This window comes from Streptomyces sp. NPDC053432, from assembly GCF_055585365.1.
Genome location: NZ_JBVJKF010000012.1, coordinates 67,610 through 92,959, shown reverse-complemented (window position 1 = coordinate 92,959; position 25,350 = coordinate 67,610). Strand labels below are relative to the sequence as shown.

General features: G+C 72.6%; 23 protein-coding genes. 12 read left to right on the top strand and 11 right to left on the bottom strand.

The window, feature by feature from the left end; all coding sequences use genetic code 11:
* Nucleotides 1–733: 733 nt before the first annotated feature.
* Nucleotides 734–1,645, bottom strand: a complete 912-nt coding sequence (locus tag ACZ6Y1_RS20990) for a glutaminase (protein WP_469631720.1) — start codon at nt 1,643–1,645, stop codon at nt 734–736.
* Entirely contained in the window at nt 1,645–2,337 is a 693-nt protein-coding gene (locus ACZ6Y1_RS20985; RefSeq protein WP_469631717.1) for a demethylmenaquinone methyltransferase, read from the bottom strand. The genes ACZ6Y1_RS20990 and ACZ6Y1_RS20985 overlap by 1 nt, the downstream gene beginning before the upstream one ends.
* Nucleotides 2,338–2,584: 247 nt before the next feature.
* On the opposite strand from ACZ6Y1_RS20985, the gene ACZ6Y1_RS20980 reads away from it, so the two are divergent.
* Both ACZ6Y1_RS20980 and ACZ6Y1_RS20975 read left to right on the top strand, forming a co-directional pair.
* Entirely contained in the window at nt 2,585–3,502 is a 918-nt protein-coding gene (locus ACZ6Y1_RS20980) for a DUF3152 domain-containing protein (RefSeq protein ID WP_469631714.1), read from the top strand.
* Between the two features lie 11 nt (nt 3,503–3,513).
* A complete protein-coding gene (locus tag ACZ6Y1_RS20975) occupies nt 3,514–3,816 on the top strand; it encodes a response regulator transcription factor (protein ID WP_469631711.1) in 303 nt (100 codons plus the stop codon).
* Here the strand turns inward: ACZ6Y1_RS20975 and ACZ6Y1_RS20970 are convergent.
* The 4 genes from ACZ6Y1_RS20970 to ACZ6Y1_RS20955 form a co-directional block, all read right to left on the bottom strand.
* Nucleotides 3,785–4,429, bottom strand: a complete 645-nt coding sequence (locus tag ACZ6Y1_RS20970) for an imidazolonepropionase-like domain-containing protein (RefSeq protein WP_469631708.1) — start codon at nt 4,427–4,429, stop codon at nt 3,785–3,787. The genes ACZ6Y1_RS20975 and ACZ6Y1_RS20970 overlap by 32 nt on opposite strands.
* 28 nt (nt 4,430–4,457) lie before the next feature.
* Nucleotides 4,458–5,657 carry a cyclic dehypoxanthinyl futalosine synthase gene (gene mqnC, locus ACZ6Y1_RS20965; protein WP_469631705.1) on the bottom strand — a complete coding sequence of 400 codons (1,200 nt, stop codon included), beginning with the start codon at nt 5,655–5,657 and terminating at the stop codon, nt 4,458–4,460.
* A gap of 78 nt (nt 5,658–5,735) precedes the next feature.
* Nucleotides 5,736–7,490, bottom strand: a complete 1,755-nt coding sequence (locus ACZ6Y1_RS20960; protein ID WP_469632044.1) for a serine/threonine-protein kinase — start codon at nt 7,488–7,490, stop codon at nt 5,736–5,738.
* 167 nt (nt 7,491–7,657) lie between these two features.
* Complete coding sequence (locus ACZ6Y1_RS20955; RefSeq protein ID WP_469631702.1) at nt 7,658–8,557, bottom strand: menaquinone biosynthetic enzyme MqnA/MqnD family protein; 900 nt, start codon at nt 8,555–8,557, stop codon at nt 7,658–7,660.
* 237 nt (nt 8,558–8,794) lie between these two features.
* Here ACZ6Y1_RS20955 and ACZ6Y1_RS20950 point away from each other — a divergent pair, with 237 nt between their 5' ends.
* Nucleotides 8,795–8,998: a cold-shock protein gene (locus ACZ6Y1_RS20950; protein WP_030012116.1), complete on the top strand. Its 204-nt coding sequence runs from the start codon at nt 8,795–8,797 to the stop codon at nt 8,996–8,998.
* A gap of 299 nt (nt 8,999–9,297) precedes the next feature.
* Here ACZ6Y1_RS20950 and ACZ6Y1_RS20945 read toward each other — a convergent pair whose 3' ends face one another.
* On the bottom strand, nt 9,298–10,992 hold the full coding sequence (locus tag ACZ6Y1_RS20945) for a lytic transglycosylase domain-containing protein (RefSeq protein WP_469631699.1): 1,695 nt from the start codon (nt 10,990–10,992) through the stop codon (nt 9,298–9,300).
* Between the two features lie 239 nt (nt 10,993–11,231).
* On the opposite strand from ACZ6Y1_RS20945, the gene ACZ6Y1_RS20940 reads away from it, so the two are divergent.
* Nucleotides 11,232–12,071: a thioredoxin domain-containing protein gene (locus ACZ6Y1_RS20940; protein ID WP_469631696.1), complete on the top strand. Its 840-nt coding sequence runs from the start codon at nt 11,232–11,234 to the stop codon at nt 12,069–12,071.
* Between the two features lie 35 nt (nt 12,072–12,106).
* Here the strand turns inward: ACZ6Y1_RS20940 and ACZ6Y1_RS20935 are convergent, their stop codons facing one another.
* Nucleotides 12,107–13,102: an endonuclease/exonuclease/phosphatase family protein gene (locus tag ACZ6Y1_RS20935; RefSeq protein WP_469631693.1), complete on the bottom strand. Its 996-nt coding sequence runs from the start codon at nt 13,100–13,102 to the stop codon at nt 12,107–12,109.
* Between the two features lie 137 nt (nt 13,103–13,239).
* On the opposite strand from ACZ6Y1_RS20935, the gene ACZ6Y1_RS20930 reads away from it, so the two are divergent.
* Both ACZ6Y1_RS20930 and ACZ6Y1_RS20925 read left to right on the top strand, forming a co-directional pair.
* Entirely contained in the window at nt 13,240–13,887 is a 648-nt protein-coding gene (locus tag ACZ6Y1_RS20930; protein WP_469631691.1) for a hypothetical protein, read from the top strand.
* A gap of 93 nt (nt 13,888–13,980) precedes the next feature.
* Entirely contained in the window at nt 13,981–14,484 is a 504-nt protein-coding gene (locus ACZ6Y1_RS20925; RefSeq protein ID WP_469631687.1) for an FBP domain-containing protein, read from the top strand.
* 44 nt (nt 14,485–14,528) lie between these two features.
* On the opposite strand, the gene ACZ6Y1_RS20920 is transcribed toward ACZ6Y1_RS20925, so the two are convergent.
* The 3 genes from ACZ6Y1_RS20920 to ACZ6Y1_RS20910 form a co-directional block, all read right to left on the bottom strand.
* Nucleotides 14,529–15,077, bottom strand: a complete 549-nt coding sequence (locus tag ACZ6Y1_RS20920) for a hypothetical protein (RefSeq protein ID WP_469631684.1) — start codon at nt 15,075–15,077, stop codon at nt 14,529–14,531.
* Between the two features lie 76 nt (nt 15,078–15,153).
* A complete protein-coding gene (locus ACZ6Y1_RS20915; protein ID WP_469631682.1) occupies nt 15,154–15,984 on the bottom strand; it encodes a class I SAM-dependent methyltransferase in 831 nt (276 codons plus the stop codon).
* A 79-nt stretch (nt 15,985–16,063) separates the two neighbouring features.
* A complete protein-coding gene (locus ACZ6Y1_RS20910; protein WP_469631680.1) occupies nt 16,064–16,795 on the bottom strand; it encodes a DUF2625 family protein in 732 nt (243 codons plus the stop codon).
* 469 nt (nt 16,796–17,264) lie between these two features.
* Here ACZ6Y1_RS20910 and ACZ6Y1_RS20905 point away from each other — a divergent pair, with 469 nt between their 5' ends.
* The 6 genes from ACZ6Y1_RS20905 to ACZ6Y1_RS20880 all read left to right on the top strand — a co-directional run bounded on the left by ACZ6Y1_RS20905 (nt 17,265) and on the right by ACZ6Y1_RS20880 (nt 25,263).
* Nucleotides 17,265–17,693 (top strand): hypothetical protein, encoded by a 429-nt coding sequence (locus tag ACZ6Y1_RS20905; RefSeq protein WP_469631677.1) that lies wholly within the window; start codon nt 17,265–17,267, stop codon nt 17,691–17,693.
* Nucleotides 17,694–17,847: 154 nt separating this feature from the next.
* Complete coding sequence (locus ACZ6Y1_RS20900) at nt 17,848–18,123, top strand: hypothetical protein (RefSeq protein WP_469631674.1); 276 nt, start codon at nt 17,848–17,850, stop codon at nt 18,121–18,123.
* A gap of 163 nt (nt 18,124–18,286) precedes the next feature.
* The gene (locus ACZ6Y1_RS20895) at nt 18,287–19,210 is read left to right on the top strand and encodes an ABC transporter ATP-binding protein (RefSeq protein ID WP_469631672.1); all 924 of its coding nucleotides are present in this window, start codon (nt 18,287–18,289) and stop codon (nt 19,208–19,210) included.
* A complete protein-coding gene (locus tag ACZ6Y1_RS20890; protein WP_469631669.1) occupies nt 19,207–20,106 on the top strand; it encodes a hypothetical protein in 900 nt (299 codons plus the stop codon). The genes ACZ6Y1_RS20895 and ACZ6Y1_RS20890 overlap by 4 nt, the downstream gene beginning before the upstream one ends.
* Before the next feature lie 93 nt (nt 20,107–20,199).
* A complete protein-coding gene (locus ACZ6Y1_RS20885) occupies nt 20,200–21,225 on the top strand; it encodes an AraC family transcriptional regulator (protein ID WP_469631666.1) in 1,026 nt (341 codons plus the stop codon).
* Between the two features lie 405 nt (nt 21,226–21,630).
* Nucleotides 21,631–25,263 (top strand): hypothetical protein, encoded by a 3,633-nt coding sequence (locus ACZ6Y1_RS20880; protein ID WP_469631663.1) that lies wholly within the window; start codon nt 21,631–21,633, stop codon nt 25,261–25,263.
* Nucleotides 25,264–25,350 lie beyond the last annotated feature (87 nt).

The window sequence follows — 25,350 nt, the reverse complement described above, 5'->3', positions numbered from 1 at the left end:
AGTACACCTCGACATGGCCGCTGTGTGGGGCGTTTTCCACCCAAGACCGCCCGCAGACGCCGTCATCGAGGGCCCGAGGTGGTCTTTTGCGGCCTATGTCCAGCCCCAGGCGGTCGTCGGACGCCGTCAAAGCGAAGCGCGTAGCGATCTGGGGCGTGATCAGCCCCGGACGGGTCGCAGGCGCCGTCGGTGAGGAGCGCGTAGCGATCTGGGGCGCCCATCCCCCCGCCGGGCTCTTGTGGCTGAGGTGGGGAAGGGTGTCGGCCGCCTGCCCGGCCCGGAGGGCGAACAGGCGGCCCGGGGAGGGGCGCCGCGCCCACCCCCACCGCCTCGCACATCGCTGACCGCCCCGTCTATCTGCTCTTCCGCCCGGCCCGTTCTTTTGGGGGTTTCCCGGCAGTCTTCGTTTTTCCGTGGCGGGACGGTCTGTCAAGGGTCGCCGCAGGCGATCGCGAAGCGACGCGACCGCAGGGAGCGCCCTTGACAGGGCGGCCCGACGCGGAAGGACGATGAGACTGACGGGAAACCCCCAACCCTTCCTCGCTCCCGACCGATCGGGGCACCGCCAAACCCGTCTCCCGATCCCGACCGTCCGGCCCGAACGTACAAGGCCCCCCTCCCGCGGCGACGCCCGCCACACACCACCTGCACCCGAGGGGGCGGGTGGGCAGCCGCCGGCCCGGCGGGGCGGGCTGCGGGGGTGAAGGCTCCGACCGCCCGTGGGCCCGTACCCCTAGAACACCGACAGGCCCGTCAGCGTCGTGAAGCGGTCCAGGGCCGCCACGCCCGCCACCGAGTTGCCCTGGGCGTCCAGGCCGGGGCTCCAGACCGCCAGGACGCACTGGCCCGGGACGACCGCGATGATGCCGCCGCCGACGCCGCTCTTGCCCGGGAGGCCGACGCGGTAGGCGAACTCGCCCGCCGCGTCGTACGTCCCGCAGGTCATCATGACCGCGTTGATCTGCTTGGCCTCGCTGCGCGTCAGGAGGCGGGAGCCGTCCGCGCGCAGGCCGTGGCGGGCCAGGAAAAGGCCGGCGCGGGACAGGTCGGCGCAGGTCATCTCGATGGAGCACTGCCAGAAGTAGTGGTCCAGGAGCGCCGGCACGGGGTTGTCGATGTTGCCGTACGAGGCCATGAAGTGGGCGAGGGCCGCGTTGCGGTCGCCGTGCTCGTGCTCCGAGGCGGCCACCTCCGCGTCGAAGGCGACGTCCGGGTTGCCGCTCTCCGCGCGCAGGAAGGTGAGCAGTTCGCTGCTCGCGTCACCCGTGAGGGTCTGGAGCCGGTCGGTGACGACGAGCGCGCCGGCGTTGATGAACGGGTTGCGCGGGATGCCGTTCTCGTACTCCAGCTGCACCAGCGAGTTGAACGGGTTGCCGGAAGGCTCCCGGCCGACCCGCTCCCACAGGCTGTCACCTCCCTCGGCGAGGGCCAGGGCGAGGGCGAAGACCTTGGTGATCGACTGCGCGGAGAAGGGCACCTGCCAGTCCCCCACCCCGTACACGCTGCCGTCGAGGTCGGCGATCGCCATCCCGAAGCGGTTCCGGTCCACCGTCGCGAGGGCCGGGATGTATTCGGCGGGCGTGCCGCTGCCGACCAGCGGGGCGATGTCCTTCGCGATCCGCTCCAGCAGGGCGTCGTAGTCCATCAGGCCTTGGTGCCCCGGTGCAGGGCGACGATGCCGCCGCTGAGGTTGCGCCACGCCACCTCGGACCAGCCGGCCTTCTGCAGGAGCCCGGCGAGGGCGGGCTGGTCGGGCCATTCCCGGATGGACTCGGCGAGGTACACGTACGCGTCGGGGTTGGAGGACACCGCCCGGGCCACCGGCGGCAGCGCGCGCATCAGATACTCCGTGTAGACCGTGCGGAACGGCGCCCACGTGGGCTGCGAGAACTCGCAGATGACGACCTTGCCGCCGGGCTTGGTCACCCGGTACAGCTCGCGCAGGGCGGCGTCGGTGTCCTGGACGTTGCGCAGCCCGAAGGAGATCGTCACGGTGTCGAAGACGTCGTCCTTGAACGGCAGCTTCGTCCCGTCACCGGCGGTCAGCGGCAGCCACGGGTGCTTCTTCTTGCCCTCGCGCAGCATCCCGAGGGAGAAGTCGCAGGGGACGACGTACGCGCCGGTCGCGGCGAACGGCAGCGAGGAGGTCGCGGTGCCGGCGGCCAGGTCCAGGACCTTGTGCCCGGGACGGGCCCCGACCGCCTTGGCGACCTCCTTGCGCCACACCCGGTCCTGGCCGAGGGAGAGCACGTCGTTGGTGAGGTCGTAGTTGGCCGCGACGCGGTCGAACATGGAGGCGACTTCGTGCGGCTGCTTGTCCAGGGAAGCGCGGGTCACTGGCGTTGGCCCCTCGGTGTGCGTGCGGTACGGATCGGCGGATACGGAGCCATCCTCTCAGGCCTCGCCGCGCCCCGCGGCGGGGGCTCCACGAACCGGTACAACTGGCCCGAAGGACAGTTACGCGAGGCCCACGGGTCCGCGTTGACTGGCGGGGTGCGGCCCGGTGCGAGGGTCACCCCCCGGACCGGCATCCGAGTCACGGCACGGTCCGGGCAGTGGCCGCCGGAAAACAGAGGGCTTCACGATGCCGGCAGGCCATAACACCGGTCGCTCGCGCCGCAGCACCCCGAACAGTCCGCGTGCCAGACGCCGCGCCGAGCGGCGCAGACGGCTGCGGCGCACGCTCGTCAGCACGGCGGCGGTCCTCGCGGTCGCGGTGGGCGTGACCGCGTACGCGACGAGTGGGCACGAGGGGACCACCGTCGCCGAGGGCCGCAAGAAGAAGGACGGAGGGGCCGACGAGCAGCCCGGCGCGGCCTCCGACGGCGGTGACCCCTCCGCGCAGGGCGGCCGGCGCTCCCCCTCCCCCGCGCACCACTCCGCCCCGCCCCCCACACCGTCCACGCACCCGCCGACGCCCGCCGCGACGAGCGCCGCGCCCGCCCGGCCGGGGGTCTTCACCGCCTCCGCCGCCTCCGGTGGCCCGCAGGGCAAGGGGACGGTGCGCCGCTGGCGCATGGAGGTCGAGGAGGGCAGCGGGGTGGACGCAGACGGCGCCGCGAAGGCCGTCGAGGCGATCCTCGGACACCCGCGCGGCTGGACCAACGACCCGGCGTACGGCTTCCAGCTCGCCGGGCCCGGCGAGCCGGTGGACTTCACCGTGAAGATCGCGACGCCGACGACCACCGACCGGCTGTGCGAGGTGGTCACGCCCGAGCTGATCGGGGAGACGAACTGCCGCGCCGGGCACACGGTCGTGGTCAACCTCAAGCGCTGGCAGGAGGGTTCCCCGCAGTTCAAGGGACCGGTGGAGGAGTACCGGGCGCTGATCGTCAACCACGAGGTGGGGCACGAGATCGGCCGCGAGCACGAGACCTGCCCGGGGCCCGGCAAGCCCGCGCCCGCGATGATGCAGCAGATCAAGGGGCTGCTCGGCTGCGTGGCAAACGCCTGGCCGTACGACACGAGCGGAACTTATCTGTCGGGTCCGCGCGTCCCATAACCGTGGAAACCTTGCGCGTCGTCAGTTTCACCGTCCCCGGCTGGTTCCCCTCGTACGGCACCCAGGTGCCGCAGGAGGCCCAGCTCACCGAGCAGGAGTCGGCCGTGTTCCTCTGGCTGGCCACCGGCGCCTCCAACGCGGAGCTCGCCGATCAGCTCCAACTGTCGGTCAGCACGGTGAAGTTCCACGTCGGGAACATACGGGCCAAGCTCGGCGGGATAAGCCGGCTCCAGGCCTGTCTGCTCGCCGCCCTCGCGCGGGAAGGGGCCTGCGGCCCGTCGCTCAGCGGCGGCGGTGCAGCAGACGGCCGCTGATGACCGTGGCCACGCAGGTCGTCGCGCCCTGCTCCAACAGCGCCGCCTCGTCCGCCACCGCGAAGACCGCGAAGCGGGCCGGCGCGCCCGCCGCCAGGACCCCGTGGAAGGCCTGCCCCGCCGTCTCCCGCCCGGCGAAGGGGTCCAGGGAGGGCGCGCCCTCCGGCGCCGCCGGCGGCAGGATCGCCAGGCCGGAGCGGGACACCGCCGTGCGCACCGCCGGGACCGTGAAGCGGCCCGCGACGGCCACGACCCCGCGCGCGAGGAGCTTCTGGGTGCCGCGCCGGGCGCTGTTGCCCCAGCGGGCCTCCGTCAGCTTCAGCTCCTCCAGCGCCGCCTCCCCGCTGATGGGGTCGGCGCCGAGCTCGGTGACCTCGTACGGCTCGTCCGGGTAGTACGTGCGCTCCAGCAGCTCGTCCGCCCCGCGCACCAGCAGCCCTGGGGTGAGCAGGCCGGGCCAGCGGCGGGCGCGGGCGTGCGGGAAGCCCTCGGCGAGCTCGGCGAAGGGGCCGAGCGCCGCGATCCGGTCGCCTTCGACCAGGACCGCGCCGTTGGCCACCGGCGCTGATCCGGGCCCGGGGAGGAGGAGTTCGGCGGAATGGAGCGTACGCATCGGTTCGTCGGCGTCGGTTCGTCCGGCGTCAGTTCGCGGAAATGAGCTTCAGCTCGGGGTGGGCCGTGCCGCCCTCGATGGCGATCGAGGAGATGTGCGAGGCGACGCGGTCGTCGACCGGGTCGTTCGCCGGGTCGTCGTGCACGGCGAGGTGCTCGTACGTCGTCGCGCGCTGGGCCGGGGTGCGGCCCGCCTTGCGGATCAGGTCGATGATCTCCTGGCGGTTGGAGCGGTGCTTGGCACCGGCCGAGGAGACGACGTTCTCCTCCAGCATGACCGAGCCGAGGTCGTCCGCGCCGTAGTGGAGGGAGAGCTGGCCCGCCTCCTTGCCGACAGTGAGCCAGGAGCCCTGGATGTGCGCGACGTTGTCGAGGAAGAGGCGCGCGATCGCGATCATGCGCAGGTACTCGAAGATCGTCGCCTGCGTACGGCCCTTGAGGTGGTTGTTCTCGGGCTGGTACGTGTACGGGATGAAGGCGCGGAAGCCGCCGGTGCGGTCCTGCGTGTCCCGGATCATCGCGATGTGCTCGATGCGCTCGGCGTTGGTCTCGCCGGTGCCCATCAGCATGGTGGAGGTGGACTCCACGCCCAGCTTGTGGGCGATCTCCATGATCTCCAGCCAGCGCTCGCCGGACTCCTTGAGCGGGGCGATCGCCTTGCGCGGCCGCTCCGGCAGCAGTTCGGCGCCGGCGCCCGCGAAGGAGTCGAGACCGGCGGCGTGGATGCGCTGGATCGCCTCCTCCACCGACACCTTGGAGATGCGGGCCATGTGCTCGACCTCGGAGGCGCCGAGGGAGTGGATGACCAGCTGCGGGTAGGCCTGCTTGATGGCGGAGAAGTGGTGCTCGTAGTACTCGACGCCGAAGTCCGGGTGGTGGCCGCCCTGGAACATGATCTGCGTGCCGCCGAGCTCGACGGTCTCCGCGCAGCGGCGCAGGATGTCGTCGAGGTCGCGCGTCCAGCCCTTCTTCGTGTCCTTGGGGGCCGCGTAGAAGGCGCAGAACTTGCACGCCGTGACACACACGTTCGTGTAGTTGATGTTGCGCTCGATGATGTACGTCGCGATGTGCTCGGTGCCCGCGTAGCGGCGGCGGCGCACCGCGTCGGCAGCCTGGCCCAGCGCGTGCAGGGGCGCGTGGCGGTAGAGGTCGAGCGCCTCTTCCTTGGTGATCCGGCCCCCCGCGGCGGCGCGGTCGAGGACAGACTGGAGAACGGCCTGGTCGGTCACCGGTGAGTCACCCTTCGGCGGTGTGTCTGTGTCAAGGTCCGGACCGATCCAGCCTACGCCAGGGCCGTCCGGCCGGTTTCAGGGGCTGCGCGTCAGATCTCCTTCGGGGTTTCCGGCCGGGCCGTCGCCCGACTTGTAGTGCAGTGTCCCGTTGGCGTTGAGGGTCAGGCGCTCGTTGGCGGAGCCGTTGGAGCAGATGCCGGGGGCCGGGTTGGGCCCGGCGGAGGTGTCCAGGACGAGGGAGCGGTCGGTCGCCGAGGCGAGCCTCCAGTCCCCGCCGCAGTCGGTGCCGAGGACGGGCACGACGGACTTGTCCCGGGCGACGATCTCGCCCACCTTCCCGGCCTTGACGGTGATCTCGATCTCCGTGGTCAGCCGCCCGGTGGTGGTGACGTTGCCCTTCCAGGTCCCGATGAGCTCCTTGGGGACGTCGGTACGGCCCTTCGGCGCTTCGGAGCCGCCGCCGCTCGTACTGGGCGTGGCCGCGGGGGCCGTGCCGGCCTGGCCCGGGACGGTGGGGCGCGCGCTGCCGTCGGCCAGGTCGCGCTGCCCGGCCCCCTGCCCCGGCAGCAGCCCCATCCCGTACAGCCCGCCCGCGAGCCCGGCCAGCACCGCGGCGGCGGCCAGCACGAGCGTGCAGCTGAAGCGGCGCCCGGCCGCGGTGACGGCGACCTGCCGCCCGGCGTCGGGCGCGGTCCGCGGCTGCGGCACGCCCCCGGCGGGCGTGGCGGGCGTGCCGGGCGTGGCGGGCGGGCCGGGCGTGGCGGGCGTGCCGTAGGGGCCAGCGGGCGCGTAGGGCCCGCCCAGGCTGCCGTACGGGCCGCCGCCCGTGCCCGGCGGACCGTACGCGGCCCCGGCGGCCTGGCCCCCGTACGAGGGGGTCGTGAACGGCACCGGCCCGGACGGGGCCTCGGCGGGCGGGGGACCGAACCCGGGTTCGGCGGGGCCGGCGTCGAGGTTGAGCAGCGCCACCGCGGCCCGGCTGGCCTCCTCGACCAGGGGCGCGGGCAGCCAGCCCGGTGCGCCCAGGGCGGGGGCGAGGACCTCCGCGACGGCCGCCGGGGCCGGGCGGTCGGCGGGGGTCTTGGCCAGGCAGGCCCCGATCAGCTCGCGCAGCGGGCCGGGCGGGACCGCGTCCAGCTCCGGCGGCTCGTGGACCACCTTGTAGAGGAGGGTCGCCGAGTTGTCCCCGGTGAAGGGCGGGCGGCCGGTCGCGGCGAAGGCCAGGACCGCGCCGAGGGAGAACACGTCGGCCGCCCCGGTGATCCCCTTGCCGAGGATCTGCTCGGGCGACATGTAGCCGGGCGAGCCGACGGAGACCCCGGTGGAGGTGAGCGAGGCGGTGCCGTCGGTGGCCCGCGCGATCCCGAAGTCGATCAGCCGGGGCCCGTCCAGGGTCAGCATCACGTTCGACGGCTTCACGTCCCGGTGGACGAGGCCCAGCCCGTGCACGGCCACCAGGGCGCGGGCCAGCCCGGCTCCGACGGCCCGCACCGAGGCCTCCGGCAGCGGGCCGTGCCCGGCGACCGCCCGGTCCAGCGAGGGCCCGGCCACGTACCCCGTCGCCACCCACGGCACGGCGGCCTCCGGATCGGCGTCCAGTACGGGCGCCGTCCACTCCCCGCCGACCCGCCGGGCCGCCTCCACCTCGCGGCGGAAGCGGGCGCGGAACTCCTCGTCGGTGGCGAAGTGCGGATGCACGATCTTGACGGCCACGGTCCGGCCGCCCGTGCTGCGGCCGAGGTAGACCCGGCCCATGCCGCCCGCGCCGAGCCGGCCGAGCAGCCGGTACGCGCCGATGGTCCGTGGTTCGCCCGCTTCGAGCGGCTGCATCGCGTCCCCCATCCCCCGGGAAGATCCCTGACAGCACCTTAGGGCGTCGGGGTGTCCGCCGCCGTGGGTCCGCGAAGCGGAACGGGCGGCCATTCCTTTCCGCATTCCCGTGCCGGGCACTCGGAAAGGAATGGAATGGAAGCCACCGGAAACAGCGGGTAAATCGGTCAGGACTCGATGGCCGGTTCCATGACCGGTTCCATGACGGGCGCCGGTACGGACGCTTCCAGGAGCTGCACGGATACATCGGCCGGATAGCCCGTCGTCGCTCCGGTTCGGCGCGCGAATTCCCTTACGCCGGCCAGCTGTTCCGGCCCGAAGCGGAAGTCGAGCGTGGTGAAGTAACGCTCCAGCAGGTCGGCGTCGAAGGCCTCCCAGCGGGCCGCCTGCTCGGCGACCTTGGTGACCTCTTCGAGGGACAGGTCACGGGAGGAGAGGAAGGCTTCGTGGACCTCGCGCACGACGCCCGGCTCGCGTTCGAGGTAGTCCTTGCGGGCGGCCCAGACGGCGAAGACGAACGGCAGTCCGGTCCACTCCTTCCACATGTGCCCCAGGTCGTACACGGTCAGCCCGAGCCGGGGCGCGTCGTGCAGGGAGGCGCGCAGCGCGGCGTCCCCGATCAGTACCGCCGCGTCCGCCTCCTGCATCATCAGGCTCAGGTCGGGCGGGCAGGTGTAGTAGTCGGGCCGTACCCCGTACTGCTCGGAAAGCAGCAGCTGGGCGAGGCGTACGGACGTACGGGAGGTGGATCCCAGGGCGACCCGGGCTCCGTCGAGCTGCCCCAGGGGCACCTGCGAGACGATCACGCAGGACATCACCGGGCCGTCGCAGCCGACGGCGATGTCGGGGAAGGCGACGAGCTGATCGGCGTTGCGGAGGAACTCCACGAGGGTGATCGGGGCGATGTCGAGGTCCCCCTCGACGAGCCGCTCGCTGAGCTTCTCGGGGGAGTCCTTGGTCAGCTCCAGGTCCAGCAGGGTGCCGGTTCGGGCGAGCCCCCAGTAGAGGGGCAGGCAGTTCAGGAACTGAATGTGGCCGACGCGGGGCCGGCTGCGATAGGCATCCACATCGCGAGACTAGCCGCAGGGTCGGCGTCAGCCTTGAGGCGGGTCTCAAACGTCCGGGTGACGTGATCTTTCCCTCTGGTCTCGGCCGCGGGGTGCGTGCTAGGCTCGACGCAAGTTGCAGTTTGGTTTCCCTTGCAGTACGAGGCCTGCGGAGAATGTGACCCGCAGGCTTTTGTAGTTTTCAGACTTCTTAGCAGGTTCTGGAGCAGGGCGACCCTTTGGCCCATAGGAGGGCTCATGGCTACCGGAACCGTGAAGTGGTTCAACGCTGAAAAGGGCTTCGGCTTCATCGCCCAGGACGGCGGCGGCCCGGATGTCTTCGTCCACTACTCCGCGATCAACGCCTCTGGCTTCCGCTCCCTCGAGGAGAACCAGACGGTGAACTTCGACGTCACGCAGGGTCCGAAGGGCCCGCAGGCGGAGAACGTCACCCCGGCCTAGTCGCCTGGGCCAACTCTCTCGCGGGTTGGAAAGCAGTACCCAAGGAGCCCCGTCCCCTCTGCGCAAGCGGAGTGGCGGGGCTCCTGCCTTTTCCCTCCCGGGGTGGGTGGCGGGGTTGTGCCGAAGCCGCCCCGGCACCGTTGGCACGGTGCCGGGGCGGCTTCGGCACATCTGGCCCCTGCGGGCCGGAGCTCCAGCACCCCGTGGGCCTGGCCCCTGCGGGACCAGGCCCGGAGGGCCGGGCCACAGGCCCGGCCGGGGGCCGGGCCGGGGGCTTCGGGTCCAGGGCCCGGGTGGGGTCAGGGGGTCGGCTTGGTCGTCGGGGTGGTGGCCGGGGCGGTGATCTTGATGTCCAGGATCAGGGTGACGCCTCCGGGGGTGCTCACGCGGAGCTGGTACGTCCCGGCGGCGAGGTCCTTGTCCGTGAAGAGCTCCGGGAGGACGAGGGTGCCCACATTGGCCGTGGTGCCCGGCTCGCCGGTGTAGACGCGCTTGCCGGACTCGTCCTTGAAGTACGGGCCCGTCGGGGCCGCCGGATCCACCGGGACCCACGTGCCGTCCTTCAGCCGGCCCAGGCCGACCGCGGCACCCGGCACGGCGACGGGCTTGCCGTCGGCGGTGGCGAGGACCTCGACGCCCTTGATGCCGGCGCCGGCGACGGCCTCCAGCGGTTTCGAGCCCTCCGGGCGCGCCAGCCGGTCCGCGACCGGCTTCGCCGTGACCGTGCCGTCGAACTTCACCGTGAACTTGCCCAGCGTGTCGTAGGCCGAGGCCCGCAGGCTGAACGCTCCGGCCCTGGGGCCCGGCTTCAGGCCCGGCGCGGTCGCGATGCCGTTCGCGTCCGCCTTGGCCACCAGGGAGTCCGCCGTACCGAAGAGGGTGCCTCCGGTGGTGTCCGTGTCGACGGCGAAGACCACTTCCTGGCCGACGGCCGGCTTGCCGTCGCTGAGGAGCACCTTGACCCGGGGCACCTTGTCGAAGGCCGCCGCGCCGACTTCGGCCGTGATCCCGGGGCCGTCGAGCACGACCAGCTCGGCCAGCCGCGGAGCCGGGTTCGGCGTCGGGGTGGGCGTCGGGGTCGGGGTCGGGGTCGGCGTGGGAGTCGGCGTCGGCTTGGGGGTCGGCGTCGGGGTCGGCTTGGGCGTCGGGGTCGGCGTGACGGGCGTCGTCGGGCGCGGGGTGGGCAGGTTGCCCGGCGGCACGGTCGGGTAGTTCCCGGCGGGCGGGTTCGGAACCTCGCTGACGCCGCCGTCCTGGTACTGCCGCATGAAGCCGAGAACGGTGTTCACGTACTCGCGGGAGTTGTTGTAACTGAGGATCGCCTGGTCGAGCTTGGCCGCGTTCGACAGGTCGCGGTCGCCCGAGCACAGGTAGAGACCCGCGCCCAGCGCCGCGTCGTAGATGTTGTTCGGGTCGCGCTTGCCGTCGCCGTTCCCGTCGGCGCCCCAGTTGACCCAGGTGGACGGGATGAACTGCAGCGGGCCGACGGCCCGGTCGTACACGGTGTCCGCGTCCCACTCGCCCTTGTCCGTGTCGCGGATCTCGGCGAAGCCGTTGCCGTCCAGGCGCGGGCCGCGGATCGGCTTCTCGGTGTAGCCGTCCGGCTTGAGGCCGTAGCCGGAGGCGTGCACCGACTCGACGCGGCCGATGCCGGCGAGCAGCGCCCAGGGCAGCTTGCAGCCGGGCAGCGCGGCGCCCACCGACAGCTCGGCGCGCTTGTAGGCGTCCAGGGCGGTGGCGGGTATTCCGCTGGCACCCTCGCCACCCGCCGCGGCCGCTCCCGAGGGCGGCGGGTCGGCGACGAGGTCGGGCAGGTCCAGGCGGGCGTCGCCGCGTTCGGCGGCCTGCGGACTGTCCGGGGTCGACTCGGACTCCCCCGCGTCGGCGGTCGTCGGGCTGGTCACGACCGCGGCGGTGGTCAGGCTCGCCGCGAGTGCGGCCGTGCACAGGACCTTGCGCGAGGTGTTGACTAGATGACGATGAAGCGGCTTCACGGTGCGGCGATCCCCCCAAGGAGCCGTCAGGCATGCGGCACACGACCGGTCGGGCCGTGAATATCCCTCTGTTTATCAGGTCTTCGGACGCGACTCGCCATCCCCCCGGCAGATATGACACACCATTCGTCTCGGCTTCACGGGACCCTCACGACAGAACGAACAAAGGACTTAAGTCCCCACCCGATATACCCCAATGACCCCAGTTTTCTGCCACGCCCGCTCCTAGGCTGGCCGACATGGCGAGCAGCACGGGCACGAAGAAGGACCAGCGGCGCGAGTCCCGCGACCGGCTCCGCGGGGAGCGCGAGGCGCAGGCGCGGCGGGCGCGGCTGCGCGGCCGGCTGCTGGTCGGGGGCTCGCTGGTCGCCGTACTCGCCGTCGCGGCCGGCGTGGGCGTGTACGCCTCGAACTCCGCCGCGTCCTCCGCGTCCTTCGCGTCCGGAGCTCCCGGCGACCCCGACTCGGCCGGAAAGCCATTCGTCCAGCCCGCCCACACCACCGGCCCGGACGGGGTCGTGATCCCGTACGGCAAGGCCGACGCGCAGCACACCCTGACGGTCTGGGTCGACCCCCGGTGCCCGTTCTGCGCGGGCGTCGAGACCGGCCTGGGCAGGACCATCAGGGAACAGGCCGACGCGGGCGAGTACAGGGTCGAGTACCGCTTCGCCACCTTCCTCGACGGCGCCCTCGGCGGGAAGGGCTCGAAGCGGGCCGTGAACGCGCTGGGCGCGGCGGTCGACGAGAGCCCGGAGAAGTTCATGGAGTACCTCCAGGTGCTCTACAGGAACCACCCGGAGAAGGAGACGGACGACAAGTACGGCTCCACCGCCACCCTCCTCGAACTCGCCGACCAGGTCCCGGGCCTGCGCACCCCCGCCTTCGACCGGGCCGTCCGGGAACTCACCTACATGCCGTGGGTCGAGAAGGTCGGCAAGGCCTTCCACGACGAGGGCGTCAAGGGCACACCGGCGGTCTTCATCGACGGCCGGCAGATCATCGTCAACACCGGCCGCGGCGTCGACTCGGTCACCCCGGAGGCCTTCGGCAAGCTGATCGCGCAGAACCGGAAGCCGTAGCCCGCAGGGCCCGGTGAAGCTAGCCGGTCACCGCACTACAAGCGGAGGCGGGCCGCCACCGGGAGGTGGTCGCTCGGGGTCGCCGGGAGGGTCCAGGCCGAGAGCGGGGTCAGGCCGCGGACCATGACCTGGTCGATGCGGGCCACCGGGAAGGCCGCGGGCCAGCTGAAGCCGAAGCCCGCCCCCGCCGCGTCGTGCGCGGAGCGGAACTGCGACATCAGCGGGGCCACCGCGCGGTCCCCGGTGGTGCTGTTGAGGTCGCCCATCAGGAGGGTCCGCCCGCCCGGCCCGCCCCGGACGGCCTCCGCCAGGCGCCGCGCGGCGGCATCGCGGCGGGCCGTGTCGAAGCCCGAGCCCGGCCGAACGCGTACGGACGGGAGGTGCGCGACGTACACCGTCAGCGGCCCCTGCGGGGTCCGCGCGGTGGTGCGCAGGACGCGGGTCCACTCCATGACCGGTACGGCCCGGGTGTCGGCGAGGGGGTACGTGGACCACAGCCCGACGGTGCCGCGCACCTCGTGGTACGGATACGCGCCCGCGAGCACCTCCGCGTACCGGCCGGCCGCGGGCTCGACCAGCTCCTCAAGCGCGATGAGCTGCGCCCCGGTGGCGGCGAGGGCGCGGGCGGTGCCGGCGGGGTCGGGGTTCTCGTCGTCGACGTTGTGGGTGACGACGGTCAGCACACCGGTGGCCCCGGTGCCGTCGGCGGCCCGGTCGGTGAGCGTGCCCGCGTAGAAGGAGCCCCAGACGAGCGCCGGCACCGCAGCGGCCACCAGCGCGGGCCTCGACCTGCGCAGCAGCGCGACCCCGCCGAGCACGAGCACGACGACCCCGCTCCAGGGCAGGAAGGTCTGCACGAGGCTGCCCGGGTTCCCGACCCGGTTCGGGATCCGGCCGGCGAGCAGCATCAGCAGGGCGGTGACGAGCGCGAGCGCGGGCAGGATCCGCCCCGTTGACCACGCCCACCGCTTCCGGACCGGCCGCTCCCGCACCGGCCGCCCGCGGCCCTTACCGGTCGCACCGGTCGCCATCCGCACCCCGTCCGTCCCCGGGCCGCCGCGCCCTCGCCGCCCTCGCCGCCCTCGCCGCCCCCAGTCGGTGGACGCCGCGGGCGTGCGCCCGGTTGCGGAGGGCTGCGCTGTCGGTGGCCCGTGGCACAGTGCACCGCATGAACGAGGACATGCACGGCGCCGCGCTGATCGACCGGGTGATCGAACGGGTCCGCGAGCATGGCTGGCCCGGCTGCGACGCCCCGGACCTCGACGACCCCGTACCGCTCGCGCCCGGGGTGCTCGACCGGCTGACGCTGCCCGGCGGCCGGCCGCTGCCGCCCAGCCTGCGCCGCTGGCTGGCCTTCGACGGCTCGTGGCTCGCCGGCGTCGGCTGGTACGAGGACCCGGCCGCCCCCGTCCTCGGCGACCGGGGGCTGGGGGCGACGGCGGAGTGGATGTACGGCTCCGGCGACGGCATGGCCGCGATGTTCGGCGACTTCGAGGAACTGCTGCCCGCCGTGTGCCTGCCGCTCGTCGGCGGCTGCGACTCGCGCCGCCTGCTCTACCTGGGCTCGCCGGACTCCACGGGCGAGTACCCGGTGCTGGTGACCGACATCGACGACCTGCCGTACGTGGCCGTGATGTACCCCGGTCTCGACGTGTACCTCGCGGACCTCGCCGAGATCCTGGACCTGGACTTCGACACCTACACCTCGCTCGCCGGGCATCCCGAGTACGCCGCCCGGATGGCCGAGCACGCGGAGAACACCGGACTCGGCGCGGACGGTCTGGAGTTCCACGAGCTCGACCTCTTCGACGCGTGACGGCGGGCGGTGGCGGTGACGGCGGGCGGTGGCGGTGACGGCGGGCGATATCGGGATGCGGTCCGATCCGGCCGGACCTTAGGGTCGGTGCCCGTGGAACCACTCAGCGAGAACCAGATCCGCTCGTCCTTCGTGAACTGCACCAAGGGTGAGGCCTCACGCCTGCGCCTCCCGCTCGGCTTCGCCGAGCTGCCCTGGGAGGACCTGGACTTCCTCGGGTGGGTGGATCCGGGCGCGCCCCTCAAGGCCCATCTCGTACTCCCCCGGCAGGACGGCCCGCTCGGCATCTCGCTCCGCGTGCCCTCGGTGAGCCGTACCAGCGCCGTGAAGTCCAGCCTCTGCCAGCTGTGCCTGACGGGCCACGCCTCCTCGGGCGTCACGCTGCTCGCGGCGCCCCTGGCGGGCGCCCGCGGCCGCGAGGGGAACACGGTCGGGGTGTACGTGTGCGCGGACCTCGCGTGCCCCCTTTACGTACGGGGCAAGCGGCAGCCGAAGCTGCGCACGACCCGGTACGAGGAGTCCCTGACGCTCGACGAACGGCTGGAGCGGATGGCCGTGAACCTGGACTCCTTCGCGGCGCGCGTCACGGCCGGGTGACGGCGGACCGCGACCGCGAAGACCGCCCCTCAGAAGACCGCCACTCAGAAGACCGCGACACCGATCGCGACCACGATGCCGCTCACCACGGCCAGCACGATGACGGCGACCATCCCGGCGAGCGCGGCGAGGAAGTAGCCGTCGCCGCCCCCGGGGCGGGCGCCGCGCGCGCAGGACACCAGCCAGGCCGACAGGGTGAGGAACGGCACGAGCAGCAGCCCCGTGGTCGTGCCCGTGTCGAAGACGGCCGTGCCGGACAGCTCGTAGGCGCGCCCGCCCGCCGTCCGGACCTCCACCTCGGCTCCGTGCCGGTGCTTCCCCGCGGCCGACTGCAGCACGATCTCGCGCGCCGGCCTGCCGGCTCCGCGCGGGGCGTACCAGCCCGTGCAGTCCGTGCCGGTCGAGTAGCCCTCGGCGTCGGCCGCCTCGTGGCACTCGTACACCGTGACGACGCCGTCGACGGGCCCGAAGCCGAGGATGGCGGCCAGCTGCGGGCCGGGCAGCAGCCACACCAGCCACCCGGCGAGCCCGAGGGACAGCACGGCGCCCACCGCGGCCGCCACCCGCCCCACGTTCCGTACGACCGTACGCACGGCGCCCCCTCTCCCCTCCTGGCCGGATACCCCGGGCGGAGCCGCCGTAATGCCGCTGCCGGGCCTCCGAACGCGGTCAGACGTTCGGCGGCCGGGGCCCGCCGGGGGCCGGACGCCGGCCCTTGACCGCCCAGGCGCGGGCGGTCAGCACGATCGCCCCGTCCGCCCTCACCGGCACGGCCTCCCGGAGTGCCTCGCGCAGCCGGTCCCGTGCCGCGGGGCCGAGACCGGCGGCGAACGCCGGGGCGGGGCCCTGCCCGGCCAGGAACGGCACCCAGAAGTCGTCGAAGTCACCGAACGCGGTGTCCACCTCGATCGGCGCGACGTCCACCTCGGCCAGCCCCGCCTCCGTCCAGAGCGCCCGCAGCGGCTCCGGCCGGCACACGGGGAACCGGCGGGTCTCGTCCGCCTCCGCGGCGGACGGATCCACCGCCACGGCGGCCCGCCAGAAATGCCGGAGGAACTCCATGCCGTCCGCGTAGTCCCACACGTACGCGGCGACCAGCCCGCCCGGCCGCACCACCCGGACCGCCTCGGCGAGCGCGGCGCCGGGCGCGGGAAGGAAGTTGAGCACGAGCCCGCTGCCCACGACGTCCCACTCCGCGTCCCGTACGGGCAGCGAAGCCGCGTCACCGACGACGAACCCGGCGCGGGCGGGAGCACTCGCCCGGGCCGAGGCCACGAACCCCGGGGACGGGTCCACCCCCAGCACGGCCCGGGGCCGGCACCGTTCGGCGACGGCCCGGCTCAACGCCCCCGTACCGCAGCCCACGTCCAGCCACCGCAGCCCGTGCGCGCAGCCGAGCCACGCCACGAACCGCTCGGCGACCGGCCGGCTCCACCGCCCCATGTACCGCTCGTAGGCGTCCCCGGTCACCCACACCCCGAACCGCTGCTGCTCGTCCACAGCCCCAAGATGCCCGGCGCATGCCTCGGGGCGGGCCGGGACACCCCGGGACGCGCCTCGGAACGCGCCTCGGGACGCCTCACAGGATTCCGAGGAACCCCGGATCGACCCCGTCGAGCTGGAGGCACGACTCCCGGCTCAGACCCACCAGCTCCGCCATGGGCACGGGGCGCCGACTGGCCGCCCGCAGGTCCCGGCGCGCCTCGGCCGACCACAGCGGCGGGTGGAACGACAGGCCTTCCGTACCGCGCAGCCCGGCGACCTCCTCGTGCCACTCGGGCCACCGGACGCCCTCGTAGAAACCCTTGAGGTCCCCGCCGAGGACCCAGGACAGCCAAGCCGAATACCCGGCGCCGAGCGCCTCCCAGCGCAATGCCTCGGGAGCGAAGTAGACCACCTCGCCCGGGCCACCGGGCCGCCCGTCCCCGGCGGGGTCGGCGCCGTTGAGCGCGAACACCCCGCCCAGCACGTCCTGGGCCACGACCAGCCCCGCGTCCGGCCGCCACGCGGGATCGAATGCCTCGGGCATGCCGTTCACCGCGCCAAGCCCCGGCAGCCGGCCCGCGTCCGCGGCACCGGGACTCCCGAACACCCGGAGCCAGCCACCGTCCACGAGCAGCCCACCGCAGTTGAGCACGACCCCGCCGAGGTAGGACCGCGCTGTCACCTGCAACTGCATCAAGTCGGCCCGCCCCAGCGCGGCATCGCCCCCCACCACCTCAACGGCCACCCGCGCACCGGCGACTTCCTCGAGGAGAAGGGGCCAGGCGGGATCTTCGACGTCGGTCAGCTCATGGAGTACGCGCATCATCCCCGCATCGTCGCAGGGCACTTGAGCGGCAGCGGGGGTGGCCCTCGACGTCAGGCGGCCGGACCGGGCGACGACGTGGCCGGAAACGTCACGCACGCCGGTCCGAGCGCTCATCACGTGTACCTCCCATCCCGGCCACAAAGACGGTTTCCGGCCAAGCAATGTGAAGGTAAAGCGAAGGCACTTCCATAAACCCGCTGGTAGACGCGTTGAACCCGGTTGCACCCGAGGCGTGTTGGCCATTCACACGGTGGTCAAGTGATCGACTTGTGGGTAACGTGCACGTGTGCCCGCCGCTCGAAGGATGAGACGACGAGCACATCGTCGGACTTCTCCCTGACCAGGAGCGGACCGGCAACGACCAAGTAATCGGGGGAAAGAAGTCCGCGGGTGACCATTCGGTTTCCACGCCTGTTCAGGTTGCCCACGAGGGCTTCCTCCCCCTTGCGACAACGCAAGGGAATTCCAAATGAATCGCAACACCCTGCGCATGGCGGCCGTTTCGGCCGTTGCAGCCATCGCCATCGGGGGCGGCGCCGGTCTGGCCCAGGCCTCCTCGGCATCCGTGGCGGCGCCCCAGTCCGTCTCGGCCACCCAGCAGGCGGAGGCGCAGCAGGCCGCGCGCACCCTGCTCGCGAGCCCGCTCGCGGCTGACCTGACGCCTGCCGAGCGCACCGAGATGAACAAGATCGTCGCCGGTGAGGCCTCGGCCGCCAGCAAGTGGAGCGCCATCCGCGCCGCCTTCAGCAAGGTCGGTGGCTTCGCCAAGGCCATCGGCGGCAAGTACAGCGACTTCAAGGCCTGGTACGAGGGCCTGTCGTGGTGGGTCCGGGCGCCTCTCGCCGCCATCTCTCCGGGACTGACGCTCCTCGAGATCTACAACGCCCTGCGCGGCTGACCGAGCTCCGCGGCTGATCCGGTGACGTCGGCCGGGCCGTCCGGGTTCTTCCCGGACGGCCCGGTCCGCCGCCACTCCGGAACCGTCGAAGCACCACCCCAGCACCACCCCAGCACACCCCAGCACCACCCGGAACGAAGACGGAGTACCCGGGATGACCGATACCAAGTCCGCCCGAGCAGCCGGTGAAGGCGCCTGGGCCCTGCCCCTGCTGACCCTCGTCCCGGTGGTGGCCCTCCGCTATCTCACCGCACCCTCCACGCCCTGGCTCGTCATTTCCTGGGCGTTCTGCGCCCTGTCCGCGGTATTGATCGCGGCGGGCTGGGTGACGGTTTCCCGTCATGGAATGCGCGGCCCCAGTGCCTGGGTGACGAGTGTTCTCGCGCACGCGGCTCTCGCGGTGCAGGTGATCTGGCTCGTACGGAATTGATTCCGACGTATACGTGAAGTCGCCGACGTGAAGTCGGGCCGTAATTGACGGACATTCTCATCGGGGGAAGAAGCCCGCGGGTGACGCCCCTTCGGTTTCCACGCCTGTTCAGGTCGTCGAGTGCGGGCTTCCTCCCCCTTGCGATAACGCAGGGAGACCCTACATGAACCGCCACCCCATGAATACGGTGGTCGAGGCGGAAGGTCTCGGCCGGTCCTTCGGCCCCAAGCGGGTGCTGGACGACGTCTCGTTGACCCTCCGCGCCGGCGAGGTGACCGGATTCGTCGGCGCCAACGGGGCCGGCAAGTCCACCACCATCCAGCTGATGCTGGGCCTCCTGCACGGCGAGGGCAGCACCCGCTACCTCGGCCGCCCCCTGCACGCGTGGGGCGCTCCGGGGACGGTCGTCGGTGCCGTGCTCGGCGGGGTCGCCGGTCACCCCAAGCACCGTGTACGGACCCATCTGCGCATGGTCGCCGCCGGCAGCGCGGCCGACGACCGGCGGGTCGACGAGCTCCTGGCCACCGTCGGCCTGACCGGGGCGGCCGGGCTGCGCCTGGACCAGCTGTCGCTCGGGATGTCCCAGCGGGTCGCCATCGCGCAGGCCCTGCTGGGGGATCCGCCCGTACTGATCCTGGACGAGCCGGCGAACGGGCTCGACCCGCATTCGATCCGGTGGCTGCGCGAGTTCCTGCGCGGTCAGGCCGAGGAGGGCGGGCGGGCCGTGCTGGTGTCCAGTCACTTCCTCGGCGAGATGGAGCAGTTGGCCGACCGGGTGGTGGTGCTGTCGCGCGGCCGGGTCGTGGCGGCCTCCCCCATGGCGGACCTCCTGGAACGGGCCGCCGACCGGCGGGTGGTGACCGTGGAGTCACCGGACCTGCCGGGGCTCGCCGGCCTCGTCGCGGCGGCCGGCGGCCGGCTCGACCCCACGGGCGGGCAGAGCGCGCGCATCACCGGCCTGGACCGCGTCCGGATCGGCACCCTGGCCGCCGAGAACCGGCTGCCGCTGTACTGGCTGCACGAGGCGGGACCGTCCCTGGAGGAGTTCTACCTGGGCATCGCGGAAGAGGAGTTCAAGATCTCGTGAGTTCTCCCGTCACGGAACCGTCGCCGACCCGGCCGGCCGGTTCCACCCCCCTCACCCCCGTGTCCCGCGCCGAGGCCTTCCGCCGGGCCTGCCGCTACGAGTGGCGGCACCTGGCCGGGCTGCGCTCCACATGGGTGCTGCTCGGCGTCGCGGCGCTGCTGAGCCTGCTCGCCGGGGTCACGGTCCTGCTCGACCACGACGCGGGCCGGCAGCCCGTCGGCGCCGCCGCCGTGGCCGACGCGGTCACCTGGGCCCCGCTGGCCACGCAGGTCCCCGCCCTGTGCTTCTTCCTGCTGGTCCTCGGCACCGGCCCCGTCTCCACCGACCTCGTGCGCGGTGCCGCCCGTACGACGTGGCTGGCGGTCAACGGGCGGTCTGCCGCCTATGCCGCCAAGTGCCTGGTCGGCTTCCTGGTCGGGGCCCTGACCGCCGCCGCGAGCGCGCTGCTGGGCGCCCTGTCCTGCGCCGTCGTGCTGGCCGCGTCCGGTGCGGCGCAGCCCGAGTGGGGCCGGGTGGCGGCGCCCGCCCTGCGGTTCAGCCTGTGGACGGGCTGCTGGGCGCTGCTGTGCCTCGCGCTGGTGTCCCTGATCCGCAGCCGGATCATCCCGGTGCTGTTCCTGTGCATGTGGCCGCTGATCGTCGAGCGCCTGCTGGGCGGGCTGCTCGGCCGGATCCCGGGGCTGGACGGGATCGGCGGGCTGCTGCCGTTCGCGGCCGGCCGGGCGATGCTGACCGACGTGTCCGCGTACCCGGCGGACGACCGGCCGTTCGCCCGGGCGCTGGTGGGCTCCGACCTCGCCACGGGCCCGGCGACGGGCCTGTTCTGCCTCTACACCGTGCTGATCGCGGCGGCGGGCTGCTGGGCGTACCGCCGCCGGGACGCAACGCCGGGGTGAGGCCCCGCGCGGGCCCACGCGCCCCGCGCACGTCCGTATCGCGGGGCGCCCCGGCGGGGTTACCGTCGGACCACGGGGAGGCGGACGATCACCGTGCACCACGCACGGGCCGTGCTCGCGGGGGCCCGTGGCAGCGGCATCGACACCGTGCCGCTGCTCCAGGAGGCGCAGATCCCGCCCCTCCTCCTCGGTGACGACCGGGCGCGGGTCACGCCGGCGCAGTTCGCCCGGCTGTTCCGGGCCCTGTACCGGACCACGCAGGACGAGTTCCTCGGGCTGGGCGCGGTGCCCAGCCGCCCCGGCACCTTCGCGATGATGTGCCACGCCTCGCTCGGCTGGCGGGACCTGGGCGCGGCCACGGAACGCGCTGCCGCCTTCTACGGGCTGTTCCCGGGCGGCCCGGAGCTGTCCCTCGAAGTGACCGGCTCCGAGGCGCGGTTCACCGTACGGCACGACCTGTCCCGCGACGAGGAGCGGTTCCTCACCGAGTGCGTGCCGGCCATCTGGCACCGGCTGAGCAGCTGGATGGTCGGGGGGCGCATCCCGCTCGCGCACGCGGCCTTCACCTGTCCCCCGCCGCCGCACGAGGACGAGTACGAGACCCTCTTCGGCTGTCCGGTCCGCTTCGGGGCGGACCGTACGGGCGCCGCGTTCGACGCACACTGGCTGACGGCCCCCCTTGTACGGGACGAGGCCGCGCTCGACGCGATGCTGCGCCGGGCCCCTTCGACCTGCTCCCCCGCCCGGAGTACGGGACCACCGTCGCGGAAGCAGGTGCGCCGCACGCCGACCCGGCGGCTGCGCACGTCCCCGCGGCTGCCGGCGCTGGCCGAGGTGGCGGCGCTGCTCGCGGTGTCCCCTGGCGACGCGGCGGCGCAGGCTCCGGCAGGAGGGGACCTCGTTCCAGGACCTGAAGGACGGCGTTCGCCGGGACGCGGCCATCGCCGGCCTGGCCGAGGGCGGCGAGCCGATCGCGGAACTCGCGGCCCGCCTGGGCTTCTCGGAGGACACCGCCTTCCACCGGGCGTTCCGCCGCTGGACGGGCACGACGCCGGGGGCGTACCGGGTCGCATCGGGCAGGTAGCCGCACGGTCCAGTCGCCGGGACCGCACGCCGTGACATCGAGGGGCGGACGCTACACTCCGCGTGCCCGGAACTCGTGTGTGAATCCGAGGGGCCGGGCCCATTCGAGCTGGGGGGTTCATGAGATCGCTGCCGATGGGCAGAAGAGAACGGAGCGGTCGGGGGCGGGGTGGCAAGATTGCCGCATCGGGCGCTCTGCTGCTGACGCTGCTGGCCTCGCTCGCGGGTCAGACCGCTACCGCTGTGGCGGCGCCGGCGGCGGCCTCTGCCGCGGGGCCGGGCTCGGCCGTGTCGGGTGAGGCGACGCTGCAAGGGCCGCCGAAGGCCGACCGGAACACAGACCCGAAGGCTGTGCACGAAGCGGCCGAAAAGGCCGCGCTACAGGCGCTCCGGACGACCGGGGTCGCGGCCGCCTGCCCGTCGTCACTGTCACCGGACACCGTGGTCAGTTGCACGCTCGCGGCGGACACGACCGCTTCCTTCTCCTTCACGATGCCCCGGCAGAAGGACGTGGTGCTGCTCCAGATCTCCAGCCGGACCGTCCGCAAGCTGACCGGTCCGGGCGGCGCCGTCGTTCCGTGCGAGAGCGTCTATCACGCCGGCGAGCAGTACCCGCCGCTCCAGTGCCCCGTCAGTCAGGCCGGGGCGTACACGCTGGAGGTGAAGAGCAGCGACGGGAGCGCGCAGGACATCGGGGTCTCGTACACGGCGCTCCTCTCCTCCACCGCCTGCAAGGCGGTTGGCCCGGCCGATCGCAAGCTCGGCTCCCCCACCGTGTTCCACGGCTATCCCGGCGCTTTCTCCGCAGGTGACTGCTACACGCTGGACCTGGCCCCGGGTGACGTGCTTCGCAGCCGTCTCGTCTCTGAATACCCGTGGTTCACGAGGGTGGTCTACGACGCCGACGGCAAGAAGGTGTGCACGGATCCGGACGCCGGGTCGTCTGCGTTCGAGTGCAGACTCACCGGTACCGCGCCGTTCCGTACGATCGTGCACGGGAGCGGCGGCTACGACCTGACCCTGGCACGGTTGTCCAGGGCCGAGGGTTGCGCCGTCGTGGACCCCCAGGCGTACGGGCTCTCGCCGGACGTGAGTTCCACGGTGCCCTGCCGCACCCTGCGGGTCACTCAGGCCGGCACGTACACCATCGTCCCGGTCTCCTCCTCCGACTACGCGCCGATGGGTGAGATGTACCTGCCGGACGGGACCCCGGGGTGCTCGTACCGCAATGGCCCCTGCGCCTTGGCGGCCGGCGACCACACGTGGGTCGTCAGGGCCGACATCGACGAGGCGCGCGCGTTCGGCATGGCGTTCCGCTCCACGAAGGAATCCCGGGGCTGCACCCCGGGCAACGACAACGGCCTGGTGGCCGGCCCGGCGACCGGGACCTTCTCCGGCCCCGGGCAGGAGTTCTGCCTGACCCTGCCGACCTCCACCGGCAAGGGCGTCTACCTGCTCAGCCGCCCGCCCGCCGGGGGCACGGACGTCGTGGCCACGGTCTACGACGCCACGGGAAGCAAGCAGTGCCAGGTCAAGAGGCACGAGGACCCCGTCTGCCGGCTGACCGGGACCGCCCCGTTCCGCACGGTCCTGACCGGTGCACCGGCCAAGGCGTACGGCTTCGTGGTCCACCGGACCGGTGAAGCGGCGGGCTGCACTCCCTGGCGGCAGACCGGATTCGACAACACTCCCGGCGCGACGATCTCGCTGTCCGGGACCTCGCCTCAGGCCTGCCTGAGCATTGCCGCAGATCAGCACTCCACGATGGAGACGATCGGCCAGGCCGCCAGGTCCTCGACGCTGACGACGGCGATCTATCTCGCCGACCCCGCCGGCACGGTGTGTGCCTCCGACGTGTGCGTTCTGTCCGCGGGCACGGCCTACACGGCGATGGCGTTCAGCCCTTATGAGGTTACGTTCGACCTGGCTCGGCGTGACGTCTCGCCGAGCTCGTCCTGCGCGGCTCCGGCCTCCACGAAGGTCGGCGGACCGTCCCTCTCCTTCGCTCTCGCGTCAGCTCTGGACTCACGATGCGTCCGGGTCGCCGCGGCCTCCTCGGACAAGTTCTGGTTGGCCGCGCGCACACCGGTCGACCGCTACTCGCCCTCCGCCACCACGGTGACGGTCGTCGATCCCGCCGGACGGGTCGTGTGCCGGCAGGAGCAGACTCCCTCGTGCCGGGTCTCCGGCTCGACCTCGTACGTCGCGATCGTGAGCGTCGCGCCGCACCCGGGGAAGCCCGCCCGCGTCAACGTGGACACCTGGAAGGTGGGCACGGCGGCGGGCTGGACGCCGGAGTGCACGGCCGACCGGGTGTCGGACGACTCGTCGGTGATCCGCAGCGGCGTGCTCACCGAGCAGGCCACGGCCCGCTGCATGGTGGTGGCCATGAAGCCTTCCCATGCGTTCGGGGTCGGCCTGACCACCACGGCGGACGACCTGCGGCAGGACGCCGGATCCGTGGAGCTGAATCTGCACAACGGCCCGGGCTGGACCCAGTCCGCCGCCGAATCCGGATACGGGTGCACGGGCGGCCTCTGCTCGGCATCCGGCAGCGCCGCAGCCGGCGACGCCGTGCTGCTGCTGAGCGCAGGGAAGGCCGCGACACCTGTCGAGTACAGCCTGCAGGGAGCCTGCTCCGCGGGCTGCAAGACGGCCCCCGACTCCTGGATCAGCGGGATCAGCCCGGCGGCCGGACCCGCGGGCACCCTGAATCAGGCGGTCATCCACGGCGTCGGGTTGCGCCTGTGGACCGAGGTGAGGCTGATGCCGGGTGACGACCCGTTCGCCGAGGGGACCGTCATGAAGGTGCTCTCGGTGAGCCCTGACGGTACGTCGATGAAGGTGCTGGTAGACACCAACGGTCTCAAGCCGGGCCTGTACGACGTGGGGCCCTACATCGGGGGACACCGGATCGTCAAGGCGTACACGGTCACCGCCCCCGCGTCCGCGCAGACAGGCAGCCGGTTCGTGCCGGTCGGCCCGCAGCGGTTTCTGGACACGCGTGACGGCACCGGAGCGAAGCAGCAGCGCGTCGGGCCGGGCGGGGTCGTCACCCTCCAGGTCGCAGGCGTCAACGGCGTCCCGGCCACGGGGGTGACCGCGGTCGTCATGAACGTCACCGCCGTCTACCCCACCCAGGCCGGACACGTCACCGTCTACCCCAACGGGCAGCCGGCACCCCAGTCCTCGAACCTCAACTTCACGGCCGGACAGATCGTCCCCAACCTGGTGACCGTACCCGTCGTCAACGGCAAGGTGGACCTCCGCAACAACGCCGGCTCCGTCGACCTCATCGCCGACGTCACCGGCTACTACACCGACAAGGTCGGGGTCGGCTCCGCGCTCAACTCGATCACGCCGTCGCGGTTCCTGGACACGCGTGACGGCACCGGAGCGAAGCAGCAGCGCGTCGGGCCGGGCGGGGTCGTCACCCTCCAGGTCGCAGGCGTCAACGGCGTCCCGGCCACGGGGGTGACCGCGGTCGTCATGAACGTCACCGCCGTTTACCCCACCCAGGCCGGACACGTCACCGTCTACCCCAACGGGCAGCCGGCACCCCAGTCCTCGAACCTCAACTTCACGGCCGGACAGATCGTCCCCAACCTGGTGACCGTACCCGTCGTCAACGGCAAGGTGGACCTCCGCAACAACGCCGGCTCCGTCGACCTCATCGCCGACGTCACCGGCTACTACTCGGCCACCGGATCGGCCTTCTCCCCGGCGGGTCCGGTCCGGCTGCTCGACACCCGTGACGGCACGGGTGCGCGAACGGGGGCCGTGGGTCCCGGTGGCCTCGTCAGCCTCCGGGTGGCCGGGGTTGCGGGAGTGCCCGCGCAGGGAGTGACCGCCGTGGTCCTGAACGTCACGGTCACCAACCCCACCGCGTCCAGCCACATGATCGCCCACCCGCACGGCGCCGCGCGTCCGAACGCCTCGAACCTCAACTACACGGCCGGACAGACAGTCCCCAACCTGGTCGTGGTTCCGGTGGTGGACGGACGAGTGACGTTCTTCAACAACGCGGGCTCCGTCGACGTGATCGCCGACCTCAACGGCTACTTCACCTCCTGACCGTCCCGATACCCGAACGAGGGCCCTGTCCGATCCTGATCGGACAGGGCCCTCGGTGCTCTCACAGGCCGCGTCGCCCCATGCGTA

What these genes read in the sequence shown, in the direction of transcription:
- ACZ6Y1_RS20980 (WP_469631714.1), top strand. Translation starts at nt 2,585, where the DNA reads ATGCCGGCAGGCCATAACACCGGTCGCTCGCGCCGCAGCACCCCGAAC.
- ACZ6Y1_RS20970 (WP_469631708.1), bottom strand. Translation starts at nt 4,429, where the DNA reads ATGCGTACGCTCCATTCCGCCGAACTCCTCCTCCCCGGGCCCGGATCA.
- ACZ6Y1_RS20990 (WP_469631720.1), bottom strand. Translation starts at nt 1,645, where the DNA reads ATGGACTACGACGCCCTGCTGGAGCGGATCGCGAAGGACATCGCCCCG.
- ACZ6Y1_RS20960 (WP_469632044.1), bottom strand. Translation starts at nt 7,490, where the DNA reads ATGCAGCCGCTCGAAGCGGGCGAACCACGGACCATCGGCGCGTACCGG.
- ACZ6Y1_RS20930 (WP_469631691.1), top strand. Translation starts at nt 13,240, where the DNA reads ATGAACGAGGACATGCACGGCGCCGCGCTGATCGACCGGGTGATCGAA.
- ACZ6Y1_RS20900 (WP_469631674.1), top strand. Translation starts at nt 17,848, where the DNA reads ATGACCGATACCAAGTCCGCCCGAGCAGCCGGTGAAGGCGCCTGGGCC.
- ACZ6Y1_RS20940 (WP_469631696.1), top strand. Translation starts at nt 11,232, where the DNA reads ATGGCGAGCAGCACGGGCACGAAGAAGGACCAGCGGCGCGAGTCCCGC.
- ACZ6Y1_RS20895 (WP_469631672.1), top strand. Translation starts at nt 18,287, where the DNA reads ATGAACCGCCACCCCATGAATACGGTGGTCGAGGCGGAAGGTCTCGGC.
- ACZ6Y1_RS20935 (WP_469631693.1), bottom strand. Translation starts at nt 13,102, where the DNA reads ATGGCGACCGGTGCGACCGGTAAGGGCCGCGGGCGGCCGGTGCGGGAG.
- ACZ6Y1_RS20910 (WP_469631680.1), bottom strand. Translation starts at nt 16,795, where the DNA reads ATGATGCGCGTACTCCATGAGCTGACCGACGTCGAAGATCCCGCCTGG.
- ACZ6Y1_RS20905 (WP_469631677.1), top strand. Translation starts at nt 17,265, where the DNA reads ATGAATCGCAACACCCTGCGCATGGCGGCCGTTTCGGCCGTTGCAGCC.
- ACZ6Y1_RS20950 (WP_030012116.1), top strand. Translation starts at nt 8,795, where the DNA reads ATGGCTACCGGAACCGTGAAGTGGTTCAACGCTGAAAAGGGCTTCGGC.